Source organism: uncultured Microbacterium sp. (assembly GCF_945952435.1).
GTDB lineage: Bacteria > Actinomycetota > Actinomycetes > Actinomycetales > Microbacteriaceae > Microbacterium.
In genome coordinates this window covers 37,249-52,088 of sequence record NZ_CAMFHZ010000007.1, presented here as the reverse complement: position 1 = coordinate 52,088, position 14,840 = coordinate 37,249, and the positions used below count along the sequence as shown (strand labels likewise).

The window sequence follows — 14,840 nt, the reverse complement described above, 5'->3', positions numbered from 1 at the left end:
GGGGACGCGGTCGCTAGCTCCGGCCGTGTCCCCCGTCGGTCGTCAGTCCACGAGCAGAGCGGGCTCCTCCAGCACGGCGGCGACGTCGGCGATGAAGCGGCTCATGCCGTCGCCGTCCACGACGCGGTGGTCGAAGGATCCGGCGACCGTCGTGACCCAGCGCGGCCGCACCTCGCCATCGACGACCCACGGCTTCTGGCTGATCGTGCCCATGGCGACGATGCCGGCCTCGCCGGGGTTGATGATCGGGGTGCCGGCGTCCATGCCGAAGACGCCGATGTTCGTGATCGTGATCGTGCCGCCCTGCTGCTCGGCCGGCGTCGTCTTCCCCTCGCGCGCCGTCGCCGTGAGCCGGTTCAGGGCGTGCGCGAGGTCGCGCATGCCGAGATCCTGGGCGTCCTTGATGTTCGGGACGAGCAGGCCGCGCGGTGTCGCCGCGGCGATGCCGAGGTTCACGTAGTGGCGCACGGCGATCTCGGCTCCGTCCGCGGTGTCGATCCAGGCGGCGTTGACCATCGGTGTGCGCCGCACGGCCCAGATGACCGCCCGCGCCATGATGAGCAGGGGCGAGACCTTCACGTCGGCGAAGTCCGGAGAGGCTTTGAGCCGCTTCACGAGCTCCATCGTGCGGGTCGCGTCGACCTCCTTCCAGACGGTCACGTGGGGCGCGGAGTACGCGCTCTGCACCATCGCCGAGGAGGTCGCCTTGCGCACGCCCTTGACCGGGATCGACTCGGTCCGCGACTCATCCGCCCCGATCCGGGCGGGCGACGGCGCGACGCCGCGGGCGAGCCCGACGGGCGCGGCCTGCGGCGCGGGCACCGTCTCCTCCCGGACGTCGCCCCACTCGGGCGTCTGGATGTTGCGGAACACGCTCGCCTGCTCGGCGTGGGCGACGACGTCCTCGCGCGTGGTCTCCCCGTCGGCACCGGTCGGCGTGACCTGCGTCAGGTCGACGCCGAGATCGCGCGCGAGCTTGCGGATCGGCGGCTTCGCGATCACCCCGACGCTCGATCGCACCGGACGCGGCGCCGGACGCCGACGACGAGAGGTCGCCTCGGATCCGGATCCGTACCCGACGAGCACCGACCCCGAACCCTCCTCGGCGGCCGGTGCAGCGGGCGTGGGCGCCGACGTCGGGGCGTCCGCCGTCTCGGAGACGAAGGTGATGATCGGCGTGCCGACGTTTACCGTGCGCCCCTCCTCGACGAGCAGCTCCCCGACGGTGCCCGCATGCGGCGAGGGGAGCTCGACGAGCGACTTCGCTGTCTCGATCTCGCAGATCACGTCGTTCACGGCGACCGCGTCGCCGGGAGCGACCTTCCACGTGACGATCTCGGCCTCCGTGAGCCCTTCTCCGACGTCGGGGAGGGTGAAGGTCTGGGTGCTCATGGTCGGATCCTTTCGGGTCACCCCGTCCTCTCCGCCCCGTCTCTGCCACGACGCAGGAGAAACCTGCGGATACGGCGTCGAGAGGCGCGGATGGGGTTGATTCTCCTGGGTTGTGATCGAGGGTGGAGTGACGGGGGGTGCGGGTCGGGTCGGGGCTGGCGGGCGAATCAGTACGCGAGCGACCGGTCGACCGCCTCGAGGATCCGGTCCGGATCCGGCAGGTAGATCCCCTCGAGCTTGGCGGGAGGGAACGGCGTGTCGTAGCCCGAGACCCGCAGGACCGGCGCCTCGAGGGCGTAGAACGCGCGCTCCATGACGGTCGCGGCGATCTCGCTGCCCAGGCTCACGAACCCCGGAGACTCCTGCGCGTAGACCATGCGGCCGGTCGAACGCACCGAGTCGAGGATCGGACCGTAGTCGACCGGGGAGAGCGAGCGCAGGTCGACGACCTCGCAGCTCGTCCCCTCGGCCTCGGCGAGCGCGGCGGCCTGCAGGAGCGTCGAGACCATCGCCCCGTGACCCACCAGGGTGACGTCGCTGCCCCGGCGGACGATCCGCGAGGCGTGCAGCGGCAGCGCGGGTGCGGTGACGTCCACCTCGCCCTTCGGCCAGTACCGGCTCTTCGGCTCGAGGAAGATGACCGGATCGTTCGAGGCGATCGCCTCCTGGATCATCCAGTACGCGTCGTTCGGCGTCGACGGCGAGACGACGCGCAGGCCCGGGGTGTGCGCGAAGTAGGTCTCCGGGCTCTCCTGGTGGTGCTCGACCGCTCCGATGTGCCCGCCGTACGGGATGCGGATGACGATCGGCATCGACAGCGCACCCTCGTGGCGTGCGGTGATCTTGGCGAGCTGCGTCGTGATCTGGTCGAACGCCGGGAAGACGAATCCGTCGAACTGGATCTCGATGACGGGACGGAACCCGCCCATCGCCAGGCCGATCGCGGTCCCGACGATGCCGGATTCCGCGAGGGGGGTGTCGAGCACGCGCTGCTCGCCGAAGTCGCGCTGCAGGTGCTCGGTGATCCGGAACACGCCTCCGAGCTTTCCGATGTCCTCGCCCATGAGGATGACGCGCGGGTCGTCCTCCATGGCCTTGCGGAGCCCGGCGTTGAGAGCCTTGCCGAAGGGCATGGTCTCGACGCGTGACTCCGCCGTGCCGCCGGATGCCTCTGCAGTGGTGAGGGTCATCGGGATGCCTCGTTCCGGTTCTCAGGGTGGATGGTGGAAAGTGTCGGGCTCGGAGCGGATTCCCGCAGAAGCCGAGAATCGGTCCTGAGAACAGTCACCGACCGCGCCCGCAGGGAGGCCGCGTTCACGCGTCGCCTCCGAACGACGCCTCGTACTGCGCCTGCCAGGCCTTCTGCTCCGCCATCAGCGGGTGCGGCTCGGAGTAGACGTGATCGAAGATCGCGTCCGGGCCTGGCGCGCCGAGCTCGAGAGTGCGCACACGCAGATCCTCCGCGGCCTCCGCGGCCTCGCTCTCGACGTCGGCGAAGAAGGATCCCGCGGCTCCGCGGTTCTCGAGGAACGCGCGCATGCGGGCGATCGGATCGCGTCGTGCCCACTCCTGCTCCTCCGCGTCGCCACGGTACTTCGTGGGATCGTCGCTCGTGGTGTGCGCGCCCATCCGGTAGGTGACGGCCTCGATCGCGCGCGGTCCCAGGCCGGTCCGCGCCTCGTCCAGGGCCCGGCGCGTCACCGCATAGCTCGCGAGCACGTCGTTGCCGTCGACGCGGATCGACTCGATCCCGTAGCCCGTGCCGCGCTGCACGAGCGGCACGCGGGACTGGGTGGACACCGGGACGGAGATCGCCCAGTGGTTGTTCTGCAGGAAGAACACCTCAGGGGTCTGGTAGCTGGCGGCGAACACCATCGCCTCGTGCACGTCACCCTGACTCGAGGCGCCGTCGCCGTAGTAGACCATCACGGCCTCGTCGCGATCCACGTCTCCCGTGCCGCACTTCCCGTCGAAGACGAGGCCCATCGCGAGCCCCGTCGCGTGCAGCGTCTGCGAGCCGAGCACGAGCGTGTAGATGCGCGTCTTGCCGTTGCGGGGATCGGAGGGATCCCAGCCTCCGTTGGCGACGCCGCGCATGAGCTTGATGATGTCGACGGGATCCACACCGCGGATCCGCGTCACCGCGTGCTCGCGATACGAGGGGAAGATCGTGTCCTGCGGTCGGGAGGCGCGGGCCGATCCGACCTGCGCCGCCTCCTGGCCGCGGCTCGGCGGCCACAGGGCGAGTTGCCCCTGGCGTTGGAGGTTCGTCGCCTGGGCGTCGATCGCGCGGATCGCGACCATGTCGCGGTAGAACTGCTCGAGCTCGCTGTCGGGCAGAGCCTCGATCAGCGGGACGTACTCCTCGGCGGCGGGACTCGGGGCGAAGGCGCCGTCGGCGTCGAGGACGCGGACGGTGGCGGAATCGGCGGTCACGTTGTCTACGCTAACCGAGGATTTCCCGTCCGCAGTGGAGAGTCGGTACAAACGATCCCGATCGTCCTGTGACCTTCTCCACCGACGCATGCACGACCAGGGATATCCAGGCCTCCCTCGTATTTATGCCAGGTCGCCCTCGTTTTTTACATGGATGCCCATGCATCTCCTCGGAGGGTCTGGCGGGAGCTCCTGCCCGGTCGATCCGCACGGTCCGGGCCCTCTGCACGTCCGGCGACGCCTGCGCGGTCCGCAGCCGCCAGTACCCTCCGGCACCGTCCGGCAACGCGGGCAGGATCGACACCGCCCGCACGGTCCGGAGCGTCTGCACGGTCCGGCAACGTCGGCACGATTGAGAACGCCCACACGATTCGGCAGAGCCTGCCCGGTCGGGCAATGCCGATACGACTCGGCCGCACACGGCACGGCGGATAGGGCGATCCCACCTTGCGGACGTGGCGACGCCGCGCACGCGTCCCCGGGTTCCCGGGTGCTCGGCCGCTGGGCGGCACGGGGTCCGGGCGGCCCGGATCCGGGATCAGGCGCGCAGGGCGCGGGCGACGGCGAGGACGCGGGGCAGCGAGTCCTCCTCGCCGACCGAGACGCGGATCCCGTCCCCGGGGAACGCGCGCACGATCAGCCCGGCCTCCTCGAACGCGGTCGCGGCCGTCGCCGTGTCGTCTCCCGTCGGGATCCAGACGAAGTTGCCCTGCGCGTCCGGCACGTCCCAGCCCGCGTCACGGAGGCCTGCGACGAGCGCGGCGCGCCGCTGCACGATGACGTCCACCCGGGCACGCAGCTCGTCCTCGGCGTCGAGGCTCGCGAGCGCGGCACCCTCGGCGGCGGACGTCACGGACAGCGGCACGGCGGTGCTGCGCGCGGCATCGAGCACACGCGGGTTGCCGATGGCGTACCCGATGCGGAGTCCGGCCAGCCCATACGCCTTGGAGAAGGTGCGCAGCACGACCACGTTCGGGTGCGTCTCGAAGATGCGCTCGGCCAGCCCGTCGACCGCGTCCGGATCGGTCACGAACTCGGCGTAGGCCTCGTCCAGGACGATGAGCACATCCTTCGGCACCGTATCGACGAAGGACGCGAACTCCGCGCTCGTGACGATCGGACCCGTCGGGTTGTTCGGCGTGCAGACGATCAAGACCCTGGTGCGGTCGGTGACCGCGGCCGCCATCGCGTCGAGGTCGTGTCGGGCGTCGGCGGTGAGCGGCACCTGCACGCCGGTCGCGCCCGCGACGAGCGGCAGGCCCGGGTAGGCCTCGAAGGAGCGCCAGGCGTAGACGACCTCGTCGCCCGCACCGGCGGCGGCCTGCACGAGCTGGTACAGGATCGCGACGCTGCCCGAGGCGACATGGACGGCGTCGGGCGCCACGCCGTAGCGCTCTCCGAGCCGCTCGCGCAGGGCGCGCGCCGTGGCGTCCGGGTACCGGTTGATCGGCGTGGTGCCGGCGAGCGCGGCCACGACGCTCGGCAGCGGCTCGAAGGGGTTCTCGTTGCTGGACAGCTTGAATGCATCGGCGCCCGCCTGCTTCCCCTGACGATACGGCGGCAGGGCCGCGATCTCGGGTCGGATGCGGGGCAGGATCTCTTCGCTCACGGGGTCGAGTCTAGGACCGGATTGTGCGCGCTTTCCCGGCTCACGGTGCCATGATCGGGATCATGAGGTTCCTCATCCGCGTCATCGTGAACGCCTTCGCCATCTGGATCGTGAGCCTGATCCCGGCCCTCCAGGTGGTGGTGACCCCCTATCCGCCCGGCGGCATCGTGCCGCTCATCGTCACGCTGCTGGCGATCGGCCTCGTGTTCGGCCTGGTCAACACGATCATCGGCACCGTGCTGAAGATCGTCGCGCTCCCCTTGTACATCCTCACCCTCGGGCTCATCTCCCTCGTCATCAACGGGTTCCTGCTCTGGCTCGCCGCCTGGATCACAGGCTTCTGGGGTTGGGGACTGAGCGTCGGCGGCTTCGGATGGACGATCGTCGCGGCCCTGCTCATCGCGATCATCAACGCGATCTTCGGCGCCCTGCTCCGCCCGCAGCGCCGTCGGGACCGCACCCGCTGAGCCCGCTCCACGCCCGCCCCGCCGATTCGCGTCCGCTCCCGCCGCCCCGACGCGGCGGACCCCGTGGCCGTCTCTCTGTGCCGCTCGCGGGCCCGCCCCTCGTCACCCGTCACCTCCACGTCGCACCACTGTGTAGTCGGTCGAGGTCATCGACGCACCCTGCAACGCTGCGAAGTGCGCGCGGATCGCATCGAGCCGAGGATCCCCGCTCTCCTCCGCCTGCCGCACCGTGTCCCGGTAGGCATCGTAGAGATGCCCTGGCATGTGGGGATCGGCGCCGTGACCCGGTGCGGCGGTGCGGGTGATGACGAGACTGTCCGCGGATCCCGTACCGCCCGCGGATCCGCCGCCGGCGAGACCCGCCACGGGATCGTCGGTATGTCGCACGGCGACGTGGAGCACATCGTCCGGCAGGACGGGCTCGACCGGGGAGCCGATCGTGAACACTCCCTGCACGTCGAACTCACCGGACTGCGCGATGAGGTCGGTGATCATGCCGCCCTGGGAGTATCCGACGAGATCGACCGGGGTCGTCGAATCGGCGCCGGCGTCGCGCAGCGCGGCGACCGTCGCGCGGTACGGGTCGGATTCGGCGTGATCGAGGTACGCCGTCAGGTTCGAGTTCATGTCCCAGGGCTCGCGGTCGGTGCCGTCGACGCCCGTCGATCGCGTTCCGTCGACGTACGCGACGAATCTCTTGCGCCCGGCGTCGGACGTGTACGTCTCGATCCGCACCTGCGGCGTCTTCGCGTACGGCACCCGCGCGACCGCTTCACCGAGAGAGGTCGGTGCGGATCCGCCGGTGCCGGATCCGGGGCGCAGGGCGACGGACGTCCGCGCCTGTACGAGCACGTCGTTGGGGCCCGGCGCCGCGCCGGGCGGAGCCGTGCCGTTCACGACGACCGGTCGCGTTCCCGTCGTGAGGGGCTGGAGCGGGAGGACGCCGCGAGTCGAACCGACCTCGCGGAGGAGCCCTTCGGCCGTGCGGGTGAGTCCCTGTTCTGCCGTCCGGGCCGTCAGGAGCAGCGTGAAGGCGGCCGGCGAGCAGAAGAGCAGCGCCGCCATCGCGAGTGCCTCCGACGAATGCGGGGGCCGTGCCGAGGGAGAGAACCCCTCGGTTCGATCTCTGTCCCAGGCGATGCGCAGCACCTTCTCGATCGCCGCGAGACGGACGTCCGCACGGAGGAGGTCGTCGATACGCTCTCGCGCCCTGCGCGCGGCGCAGGGATCGGTCGCGTCGAGCAGCGCGAGCCGAGCCCGCAGCTCGGCGACCTCGTAGGCATCGGCCGTCGTCTCCACGGCGCGCGCCATCGCGTCCAACGCCGCCTCCGCGTCGGCGAGCTGTGCCGTCAACGTCCATACCCAGGACACCTCGCCGATTCCCGTCTCGTCCGCCGCCGAGACGACGGACAGCTCCTGCCCGGCGAGCTCCACGTCCACGGAGGCGTAGCGGATCCGCATCCCGAAGCCACGCAGATCGTCCGGATCCACCTGGACGATCCCTCCCTGCCCGATCTCGACATCCGATCCCATGCGCTCACCCTTCTCTCAACGTCGCCGCCGCGTCGTCGAGCCGGTGTCGCAGCTCGCGCAGCTCATCGAGACGGGCCTTCAGCTGCTCCCGCAACGCATCGACCGCCCTCGACCGCCACACGCACTCCGCATCGATCGCGCCCAGCGTCGCGATCGCCAGCTCGACGCGATCCCGCGCGCGGTCGCATCGGACGAGCGCCTCGGCGCGTAGCCCGGCGGTCGCTGCGTTCGAGGCGATGCTCCACATGGGAACCACCCTCGCGCAGCACCCGGACGCGCAGAGGCCGGATCCCGCAACCGGTGCACAGCTCCCTCGACAGGGCTGCTGTGGAGGATGGCTGCACGGGAGCGGTCGCGAGGCGGTGCGGCACAATGGGATCCATGACCGAGTCGGATCCGTTCCGCGTGATCTTCGTGTGCACGGGGAACATCTGCCGGTCCCCGATGGCCGAAGCGGTCTTCCGCGACATCGCGGAGAGGCAGGGACTCGGCGAGCACATCCGCTCGACGAGCGCCGGAACCGGCGACTGGCACGTGGGAGAACAGGCCGACCGGCGCACGATCGAGGCCCTGGCCCGGCGCGGCTACGACGGCTCGAAGCACCGTGCGCGACAGTTCACCTACGACTCGTTCGCGGAGAACGATCTCGTCGTCGCACTCGACCGCACGCACGAACGGATCCTGCGGCAGTGGGCGCGTGACGAGTCGGAAGAGGGGAAGGTCACGCTGCTGCTCTCCTTCGAGCACGCGCCGACCGTGCTCGACGTTCCCGACCCCTACTACGCCGACGCCCGGATGTTCGACGAGGTGCTCGGTATGATCGAGAACGCGAGCCGCGGCCTGTTCCGTCAGCTCGAACCCGCCATCCGGCCACCGGCACCCCGCTCCTGACGCCTCGTCCGAGGGTGCCTCGATCAGGAGGTCTCCCCTGACTGCTCAGCTCCCGGCCCAGACGCCCCTCCCGCCGCAACCGCTCAGCCCGTTGGACGGTCGCTACCGGACCGCGGTCGCGCCGCTCGCCGACTACCTCTCGGAGGCCGGTCTGAACCGCGCCAGGGTCGAGGTCGAGGTCGAATGGCTCATCGCGCTCACCGACCGCTCGCTCTTCGGCACGGCCCCTCTCTCCGATGCCGACAAGGACCGCCTGCGCGGCCTGTACCGCGACTTCGGCCAGGCGGAGATCGACTGGCTCGCCGAGAAGGAGGCGGTCACCCGCCACGACGTGAAGGCCGTGGAGTACCTGGTCCGCGACCGGCTCTCGGCCCTCGGCCTGGATGAGATCGCCGAGCTCACCCACTTCGCCTGCACGAGCGAGGACATCAACTCGGCCTCCTACGCGCTCACCGTCAAGCGCGCGGTCGAGCGCGTGTGGCTGCCCGCCCTGCGGGACGTGATCGCCAAGCTCCGCGAGCTCGCGGTCGAGCACGCCGATGCTCCGATGCTCTCGCGCACCCACGGTCAGCCCGCGACGCCGTCGACCATGGGCAAGGAGATCGCGGTCTTCGCCTGGCGACTGGAGCGCGTCGTCGCCCGGATCGAGGCGTCCGAGTACCTCGCGAAGTTCTCCGGTGCGACGGGGACGTGGTCCGCGCATCTGGCCGCAGAGCCCTCCGTCGACTGGCCCGAGCTGGCGCGCGACTACATCGAGGGGCTGGGGCTGGACTTCAACGTGCTGACCACCCAGATCGAGTCCCACGACTGGCAGGTCGAGCTCTACGACCACGTCCGTCACGCGGGCGGTGTCCTGCACAACCTCGCGACCGACATCTGGACGTACATCTCGCTCGGCTACTTCGCGCAGATCCCCGTCGCCGGCGCGACCGGATCCTCGACGATGCCGCACAAGATCAACCCGATCCGGTTCGAGAACGCCGAGGCGAACCTCGAGCTGGCCGGCGCCCTGCTGAACTCGCTGTCGCAGACGCTCGTCACCTCGCGGCTGCAGCGCGACCTGACCGATTCGACCACGCAGCGCAACATCGGGGTCGCCTTCGGTCACTCGTTGCTCGCGCTGGACAACCTGCGCCGGGGCCTGAACGAGATTTCGCTCTCGCGCGACGTGCTGCTCGAAGACCTCGACCACAACTGGGAGGTGCTCGGCGAGGCGATCCAGACCGTGATCCGCGCCGAGGTCGTCGCCGGACGCTCCACGATCCAGGATCCGTATGCGCTGCTCAAGGAGCTCACCCGGGGTCACCGCGTGGGGGCGGCCGAGCTGGCCGCATTCGTGGAGGGACTGGAGATCGGCGACGCGGCGAAGAAGCGCCTCCTCGCGCTGACGCCCGCGACCTACGTCGGCCTCGCGGAGACGCTCGCTAGGTAGTCGGAGACGGACGTACTCGTTCGTGGATCCTCGGCCGTGGATCAGGCGGCCGTTCGTGGGTCCTCGTTCGCGGATCCTCGTTGGCGTATCCTCGTTCGTGGATCCGCCAATATGTCGGACCGTCGTACGTTTTCAGGGCGCGATCTCGGATCCAGTCCTGTCAACGTGCGTCTGGCCGACATATCGGCACAGGTTGGGGAGCGGGATCTGCTGCATCGACGCCGACGCGCCGTCGGCTTGCTGAGGCATCAAGTCTCGGCAGAAGCGGGCACCGACCCCGAGTCAGAACCAGCTCCTGCCCCCGCACCCGGAACCGACCCCGAGTCAGAACCGGCCCCCGCCCCCGACGCTCCGGAATACTGCTCGGCGCGGTCCTTGGGCATGCCGTACACCGCTGCGAGGACCAGCAGCGCGGTTACGGCGGCGGCGATGAACACGCCGGTCGATGCGTGCACCACGGTCGCCGGATCGTGCTCTCCCGCGCCGGCGGCGACGAGCGCGTTCGAGATCGCACCGTAGACCGCGACACCCACCGCGCTGCCCGCCGACCGCGCGAACGTGTTCATGCCCGTCACCGCGCCGCGTTCGCCCCACCCGACCGAGGCCTGGGCCACGATGAGCGTGGGCGCCGCCGTCCAGCCGAGGCCGAAGCCGATGACGAAGGCCACGCCGGCGACCGCGAAAGCGTTCGGGAACGGACCGATGAGCGCCAGCCCCAGGCCGCCGAGCGTGGCGATCGAGGCGCCGATGAGCGCGGTCACCCGGAAGCCGTGTCGCAGGTACAGCCGACCGGCGTTGGCGGCCGACAGCGGCCAGCCGAGGGTGAGCGCCGCCACCGAGAGCCCCGCGAGAAGCGGAGGGACGCCGATCGACCCCTGCAGGTAGGAGGGCGCGAAACTCGTGATCCCGGTGAGGAGCGCGCCGATCGCCAGGGACGCGAGCGTGGTCGTGAGGATGAGCCGCCGCGAGATGAGGCGGAGATCGATGATGGGCTCTTCGGCCCGCCGTTCCACGAGCACGAAGGCGAGGAGGGCGAGGACGCCGACGGCGAAGCACACGATGCCGGGGACGGACAGCCAGGCCCAGGCGTTGCCGCCTTCGAGCACGCCGAGGATCAGGCCGGTGAGACCGATCGTGAGCAGCACGGCGCCCGCGTAGTCGATCCGGTGCGCGCGCTTCTCGATCCGCTCGTGGAAGCACCGCAGCAGCATCCACGCGGCCACGAGGCACAGCGGCACGTTGATGACGAAGATCAGCCGCCAGGCACCGAGCTGCGCGAACAGGCCGCCGAGCGCGGGCCCGACCACCGAGGACACGGCCCAGACGCTCGCGATGTAGCCCTGCACGACCGCGCGCTCCGCCACCGTGTAGATGTCGCCGACGATCGTCATGGCCATCGGCGCGACCGCGCCGGCGCCGAGCCCCTGCACGAGGCGGAAGACGATGAGGGACGTCATGCTCCACGCCACGGCGCACAGGACCGAGCCGACGAGGAAGAGGGCGATCCCGATCAGGATGATGGGCTTGCGCCCCAGAGTGTCCGCGAGCTTCGAGTAGATCGGCACGCTCACGGCCTGCGCGAGCAGGTACACCGAGAACAGCCACGGGAACTGCTGGTAGCTGCCCAGATCGTCCACGACGCTCGGCACCGCGGTCGCGAGGATCGTCGCGTCCATGGCGATGAGGCCCGTGGCCAGCATGAGCGAGAGCAGGACCGGCCCCCGCTCGGAACGGAATCCGACGGCGGCGCGGTCTATGGAGGTGCTCACCCTGCTGACCAGCGCCGAACGGTCCGGGGTTATTCCCCGGTCGGCGTGGCGGGTGCGGATCCGGTGCCCGTGGATCCGGTGGCGGGCTCCGACGGTCCGTCCGCGCCCGGCTCATTGTCGTACAGCACAGGACGATCGTGCGGCTTGGCGAACTCGGCCGGGTCGACGGCGAGGATGAGGATCGAGAGGATCAGCAGCGCCAGGATGAAGATCCCACCGGTCACGATGAACGCGAGGTTCCACGGCGGGATCGCGTGATACGTCCCGTCGGCGACGCTGCGCATCACGTCCTGCGTGAACGCGCCCGTCGCGATGAGCGTGACGGCGCCGGCGAAGACGCCGCACAGGAGCGACAGCCCGACCAGCTGCATCGGACGCATCAGGTCGCGGCGCCGGGTCTTCTCGGTCATGCGGATCCTTCGTTCTCGGCCGGTGCAGCCGGGGCAGCACCGGAGATGTCGTTCGCCGCCCGCTCGCCCGGGCGGATCGCGGGACGCGGGCTCAGCCCCGCGATGCCCAGGAAGACGGCGACGATCGCGGCGTAGGCGCCGAAGAGGCCGACCGCGAGCGTGATGCCGGTGAGCGTGAACGTGCCCGCCTCCGCGATCGAGTAGTTCAGCGCATAGGTGCTCGGCACGCACACCACGGCGACCGCGAGCAGCAGGGAGAGCGCTCCGATGAGGATCGCGTCGCGCGAGCCCTCGACCGCGGCGATCCGCCGTGCCGAGGCTCCTTCCGCGAGAGGCCTCATGCGGCGTCCCCTGATTCCGGCGACGAGCTCGATCACGCCGCTCAGCACGCCCCAGACGACGATGAGCACGAAGAACAACGGCGTCGACCGCCAGGCCGGGACGCCCGCGGCCATGCCGGTGAGCCCGGCGACGACCGCGAGCAGCACGAACGGCCAGCGCCAGCCGGTCGGGGCGACCAGCCACGCGGCGAGCGCGAGCACGAGCGCCGTCACGAGCGCGAAACCGCTGAACACCGCGAGCCCGACCGAGGCGGAGTGGTCGGGCGAGAACGTGATCATGAGCGCCGCGACGGCCGCGAAGAGGGCGCGCGCGAGCTGCACATGACGCAGCGTGAACGTGCGGGTGGCGGGCATGACGGATCCTCGGAGCCGGAGGCGGACGGACCCCGCCAGTCTACGCGCGCGATCTTAGGCGCCCGCTTCGCGCCCCTCCCGCGTGGCCGCGCGTGCGCGCCGCGGACGGCGCGGCTGCAGCTCGCTGAGCAGCGTCCCCGCGACGATCAGCGCGACGCCGAGGATCGCGAAGGGCGGGATCCTCTCGCCCGCGATGCGGCCGACGACCCCCGCCCACACCGGTTCCCCCGTGTAGATGATCGTCGCGCGCGTGGCGGAGACGGACCGCTGCGCCCAGTTCATCGTGAGCTGGATCACGCCGCTCGCCACGCCCATCGCGATCCCGGCGATCAGCCACACCGGGTCGAAGGCGGGGAGCTGCTCGCCGACCGCGGGCATGGTCGCGAATCCCAGCAGAGACGCGACCAGCAGCTGCACCACGGTGAGCCGGCCCACGTCGTAGCGGCCGCCGAACAGGCTGATCAGGATGATCTCCGCCGCGATCGGCACCGTGCTCACGAGGGTCAGGATCTCGCCGGGACCGAACTGCAGACCCCGCGATCCGATGCCCGCGACGAGCAGCAGCCCGACGAACGCGAGCCCCGCGCCGGCCAGGGTCAGCGCCCGCGGCGGTCTGCGCAGGACGAGCCACTGCAGCAGCGGCACGAGCGGCACGTAGAACGCGGTGATGAACGCGCTCGTGGAGGAGTCGATCGTGAGGAGGCCGGCGGTCTGCAACCCGTAGCCGCCGTAGATCGCGGCGCCGATCGCCGCCCCGGCGCCGATCTCGCGCCAGCCGATCCCGCGCAGCGAGCGCCGGAAGACGAACGCGGCGAAGACCGCGGCCGCGAGGAAGCGGATGCCGACGAAGAACCAGGGACCGGAGTGCTGGACCGCCGTGTGCACGACGAGGAAGGTGCCGCCCCAGACCACGGTGATCGCGACGAGGGCCCACTCCTGCCGCGACAGCCCGATCCTGCGCACGGGCCGCCCAGCCTGCTGCGTCATCGTCTCGCGCCGAGCCGCATCAGCGCGCGGTGGCGATCCAGAGCCGCCCTGATCCGCTCGCGCGCACGGTCGCGGCGCGCGTCACGAACACGGCGACGCCCCGGGACACGGCGATCGCATCGGCATCGGCATCGGCATCGGCATCGGCATCGGCATCGGCGAGAGTGAACGCGCCGTCGGTCACGATCGCGAGCGACGGGCCGTCGAGCCGGAGCGTCGCGTCCGCGGTGACGGCGAGGAGCTCGAACGGGACGTCCGCGCCCGAGGCGTGGATCCGCGGCCGGTAGCTGCGCACGCCGTCGGCGAGCTCCACGGGCAGGAGGCGGTCGTCCGCGCTCGGCGCGAACGTCAGGACGCGCTCGAGCTCCGGCACGTCGACGTGTTTCGGCGTCAGCCCGCCGCGGAGCACGTTGTCGCTCGGTCCCATGAGCTCCACGCCGGCGCCGCGCAGATACGCGTGGATGTTGCCGGCCGGGAGCCAGAGCGACTCCCCCGCCGCGAGGGTGATGTGGTGCAGCATGAGCGCGACCGCGATGCCGGGATCTCCCGGATAGGCCTCGGCGAGCCGCGTGACGAGCTCGAACCGGGCGTCTCCCGCGGCAGCCGCGACGAGGACCGCGACGGCCACCTCGGGGCCGGCACCGCCCGCGAGCAGCCAGGAGAAGCCCGCGCGGAGGCCGTCGGATCCCGAGAGCACGTCCCGCCACGGCTGCAGGGCGTCGGATCCCGCCCGCGCGGAGAGGACATCCAGGTCCGCGACGATCTCGTCGACCGGACGGAACCCGCACAGCGCCTCGAAGCCGTCCTCCAGCGCGACGATGAGCTCGGGCTTCGCGAACGGATCCTTGTAGTTGCGGTGCGCCGCCTCGAGCGGCACGCCCCGCGCCTCCTCGTCTGCGAAGCCCGCGGCCGCCTGTGCGGAGGTCGGGTGGGCCTGCAGCGACAGCGGGCCTGCCGCGACGAGGATCTTCAGCAGGAACGGCAGGGTCGCCCCGTTCGCCTGCTCCCATGCGACGAGCGTGGGCCACGGGGCGTCGACCGCGCGTGTGGGGGATCCGGGATGCGCGCCCAGCCACAGCTCGGCCTCCGGGCCGCCGCTTCCCGGCGCGCCCAGGACCTGCGCCACACCGTCCACGCGTCCCCACGCGTACGGTCGCGGGTCGTTGCCGACCTCGACGAACAGGGGGGTCGCGGACGCGCTCATGTCTCTCCGATCGGG

The 14,840-nt window shown here is 70.9% G+C and carries 14 protein-coding genes; 3 read left to right on the top strand and 11 right to left on the bottom strand.

Features of this window, described 5'->3' with window-relative positions:
- Positions 1-42 precede the first annotated feature (42 nt).
- The 4 genes from Q0P88_RS05305 to Q0P88_RS05290 form a co-directional block, all read right to left on the bottom strand.
- Complete coding sequence (locus tag Q0P88_RS05305; protein ID WP_295011844.1) at positions 43-1,392, bottom strand: dihydrolipoamide acetyltransferase family protein; 1,350 nt, start codon at positions 1,390-1,392, stop codon at positions 43-45.
- 167 nt (positions 1,393-1,559) lie between these two features.
- Positions 1,560-2,582 carry an alpha-ketoacid dehydrogenase subunit beta gene (locus Q0P88_RS05300; protein WP_295011842.1) on the bottom strand — a complete coding sequence of 341 codons (1,023 nt, stop codon included), beginning with the start codon at positions 2,580-2,582 and terminating at the stop codon, positions 1,560-1,562.
- A gap of 124 nt (positions 2,583-2,706) precedes the next feature.
- The gene (locus Q0P88_RS05295; RefSeq protein WP_295011840.1) at positions 2,707-3,828 is read right to left on the bottom strand and encodes a thiamine pyrophosphate-dependent dehydrogenase E1 component subunit alpha; all 1,122 of its coding nucleotides are present in this window, start codon (positions 3,826-3,828) and stop codon (positions 2,707-2,709) included.
- A 538-nt stretch (positions 3,829-4,366) separates the two neighbouring features.
- Complete coding sequence (locus Q0P88_RS05290) at positions 4,367-5,437, bottom strand: histidinol-phosphate transaminase (RefSeq protein ID WP_295011838.1); 1,071 nt, start codon at positions 5,435-5,437, stop codon at positions 4,367-4,369.
- 62 nt (positions 5,438-5,499) lie between these two features.
- Between Q0P88_RS05290 and Q0P88_RS05285 the strand changes: the two genes are divergently transcribed.
- On the top strand, positions 5,500-5,904 hold the full coding sequence (locus tag Q0P88_RS05285) for a phage holin family protein (RefSeq protein WP_295011836.1): 405 nt from the start codon (positions 5,500-5,502) through the stop codon (positions 5,902-5,904).
- A gap of 102 nt (positions 5,905-6,006) precedes the next feature.
- Here Q0P88_RS05285 and Q0P88_RS05280 read toward each other — a convergent pair whose 3' ends face one another.
- Together Q0P88_RS05280 and Q0P88_RS05275 are read right to left on the bottom strand one after the other, a co-directional pair.
- Positions 6,007-7,437, bottom strand: a complete 1,431-nt coding sequence (locus tag Q0P88_RS05280; protein WP_295011834.1) for a hypothetical protein — start codon at positions 7,435-7,437, stop codon at positions 6,007-6,009.
- Positions 7,438-7,441: 4 nt separating this feature from the next.
- Complete coding sequence (locus Q0P88_RS05275; protein WP_295011832.1) at positions 7,442-7,684, bottom strand: hypothetical protein; 243 nt, start codon at positions 7,682-7,684, stop codon at positions 7,442-7,444.
- Positions 7,685-7,818: 134 nt separating this feature from the next.
- On the opposite strand from Q0P88_RS05275, the gene Q0P88_RS05270 reads away from it, so the two are divergent.
- Both Q0P88_RS05270 and purB read left to right on the top strand, forming a co-directional pair.
- The gene (locus tag Q0P88_RS05270) at positions 7,819-8,328 is read left to right on the top strand and encodes a low molecular weight protein-tyrosine-phosphatase (RefSeq protein ID WP_295011830.1); all 510 of its coding nucleotides are present in this window, start codon (positions 7,819-7,821) and stop codon (positions 8,326-8,328) included.
- A gap of 91 nt (positions 8,329-8,419) precedes the next feature.
- A complete protein-coding gene (gene purB, locus Q0P88_RS05265) occupies positions 8,420-9,760 on the top strand; it encodes an adenylosuccinate lyase (protein ID WP_295011828.1) in 1,341 nt (446 codons plus the stop codon).
- 248 nt (positions 9,761-10,008) lie between these two features.
- On the opposite strand, the gene Q0P88_RS05260 is transcribed toward purB, so the two are convergent.
- From Q0P88_RS05260 to manA, 5 genes are read right to left on the bottom strand one after another with little or no spacing between them, the layout of a single operon-like run.
- Positions 10,009-11,529, bottom strand: a complete 1,521-nt coding sequence (locus tag Q0P88_RS05260) for an MFS transporter (RefSeq protein ID WP_295011826.1) — start codon at positions 11,527-11,529, stop codon at positions 10,009-10,011.
- Between the two features lie 29 nt (positions 11,530-11,558).
- Entirely contained in the window at positions 11,559-11,939 is a 381-nt protein-coding gene (locus Q0P88_RS05255) for a hypothetical protein (protein ID WP_295011824.1), read from the bottom strand.
- On the bottom strand, positions 11,936-12,634 hold the full coding sequence (locus Q0P88_RS05250) for an acyl-CoA synthetase (protein ID WP_295011822.1): 699 nt from the start codon (positions 12,632-12,634) through the stop codon (positions 11,936-11,938). Before Q0P88_RS05250 ends, Q0P88_RS05255 begins: the two co-directional genes overlap by 4 nt.
- 54 nt (positions 12,635-12,688) lie before the next feature.
- The gene (locus tag Q0P88_RS05245) at positions 12,689-13,621 is read right to left on the bottom strand and encodes a DMT family transporter (RefSeq protein ID WP_295011820.1); all 933 of its coding nucleotides are present in this window, start codon (positions 13,619-13,621) and stop codon (positions 12,689-12,691) included.
- Positions 13,622-13,640: 19 nt separating this feature from the next.
- A complete protein-coding gene (gene manA / locus Q0P88_RS05240) occupies positions 13,641-14,825 on the bottom strand; it encodes a mannose-6-phosphate isomerase, class I (RefSeq protein ID WP_295011818.1) in 1,185 nt (394 codons plus the stop codon).
- Between the last annotated feature and the right edge of the window lie 15 nt (positions 14,826-14,840).

Excerpts from the sequence above, each read along its gene's own strand:
- Q0P88_RS05305 (WP_295011844.1), bottom strand. The coding sequence starts at position 1,392 with ATGAGCACCCAGACCTTCACCCTCCCCGACGTCGGAGAAGGGCTCACG.
- Q0P88_RS05300 (WP_295011842.1), bottom strand. The coding sequence starts at position 2,582 with ATGACCCTCACCACTGCAGAGGCATCCGGCGGCACGGCGGAGTCACGC.
- Q0P88_RS05285 (WP_295011836.1), top strand. The coding sequence starts at position 5,500 with ATGAGGTTCCTCATCCGCGTCATCGTGAACGCCTTCGCCATCTGGATC.
- Q0P88_RS05280 (WP_295011834.1), bottom strand. The coding sequence starts at position 7,437 with ATGGGATCGGATGTCGAGATCGGGCAGGGAGGGATCGTCCAGGTGGAT.
- Q0P88_RS05275 (WP_295011832.1), bottom strand. The coding sequence starts at position 7,684 with ATGTGGAGCATCGCCTCGAACGCAGCGACCGCCGGGCTACGCGCCGAG.
- Q0P88_RS05270 (WP_295011830.1), top strand. The coding sequence starts at position 7,819 with ATGACCGAGTCGGATCCGTTCCGCGTGATCTTCGTGTGCACGGGGAAC.
- Q0P88_RS05255 (WP_295011824.1), bottom strand. The coding sequence starts at position 11,939 with ATGACCGAGAAGACCCGGCGCCGCGACCTGATGCGTCCGATGCAGCTG.
- Q0P88_RS05250 (WP_295011822.1), bottom strand. The coding sequence starts at position 12,634 with ATGCCCGCCACCCGCACGTTCACGCTGCGTCATGTGCAGCTCGCGCGC.
- Q0P88_RS05245 (WP_295011820.1), bottom strand. The coding sequence starts at position 13,621 with ATGACGCAGCAGGCTGGGCGGCCCGTGCGCAGGATCGGGCTGTCGCGG.
- manA (WP_295011818.1), bottom strand. The coding sequence starts at position 14,825 with ATGAGCGCGTCCGCGACCCCCCTGTTCGTCGAGGTCGGCAACGACCCG.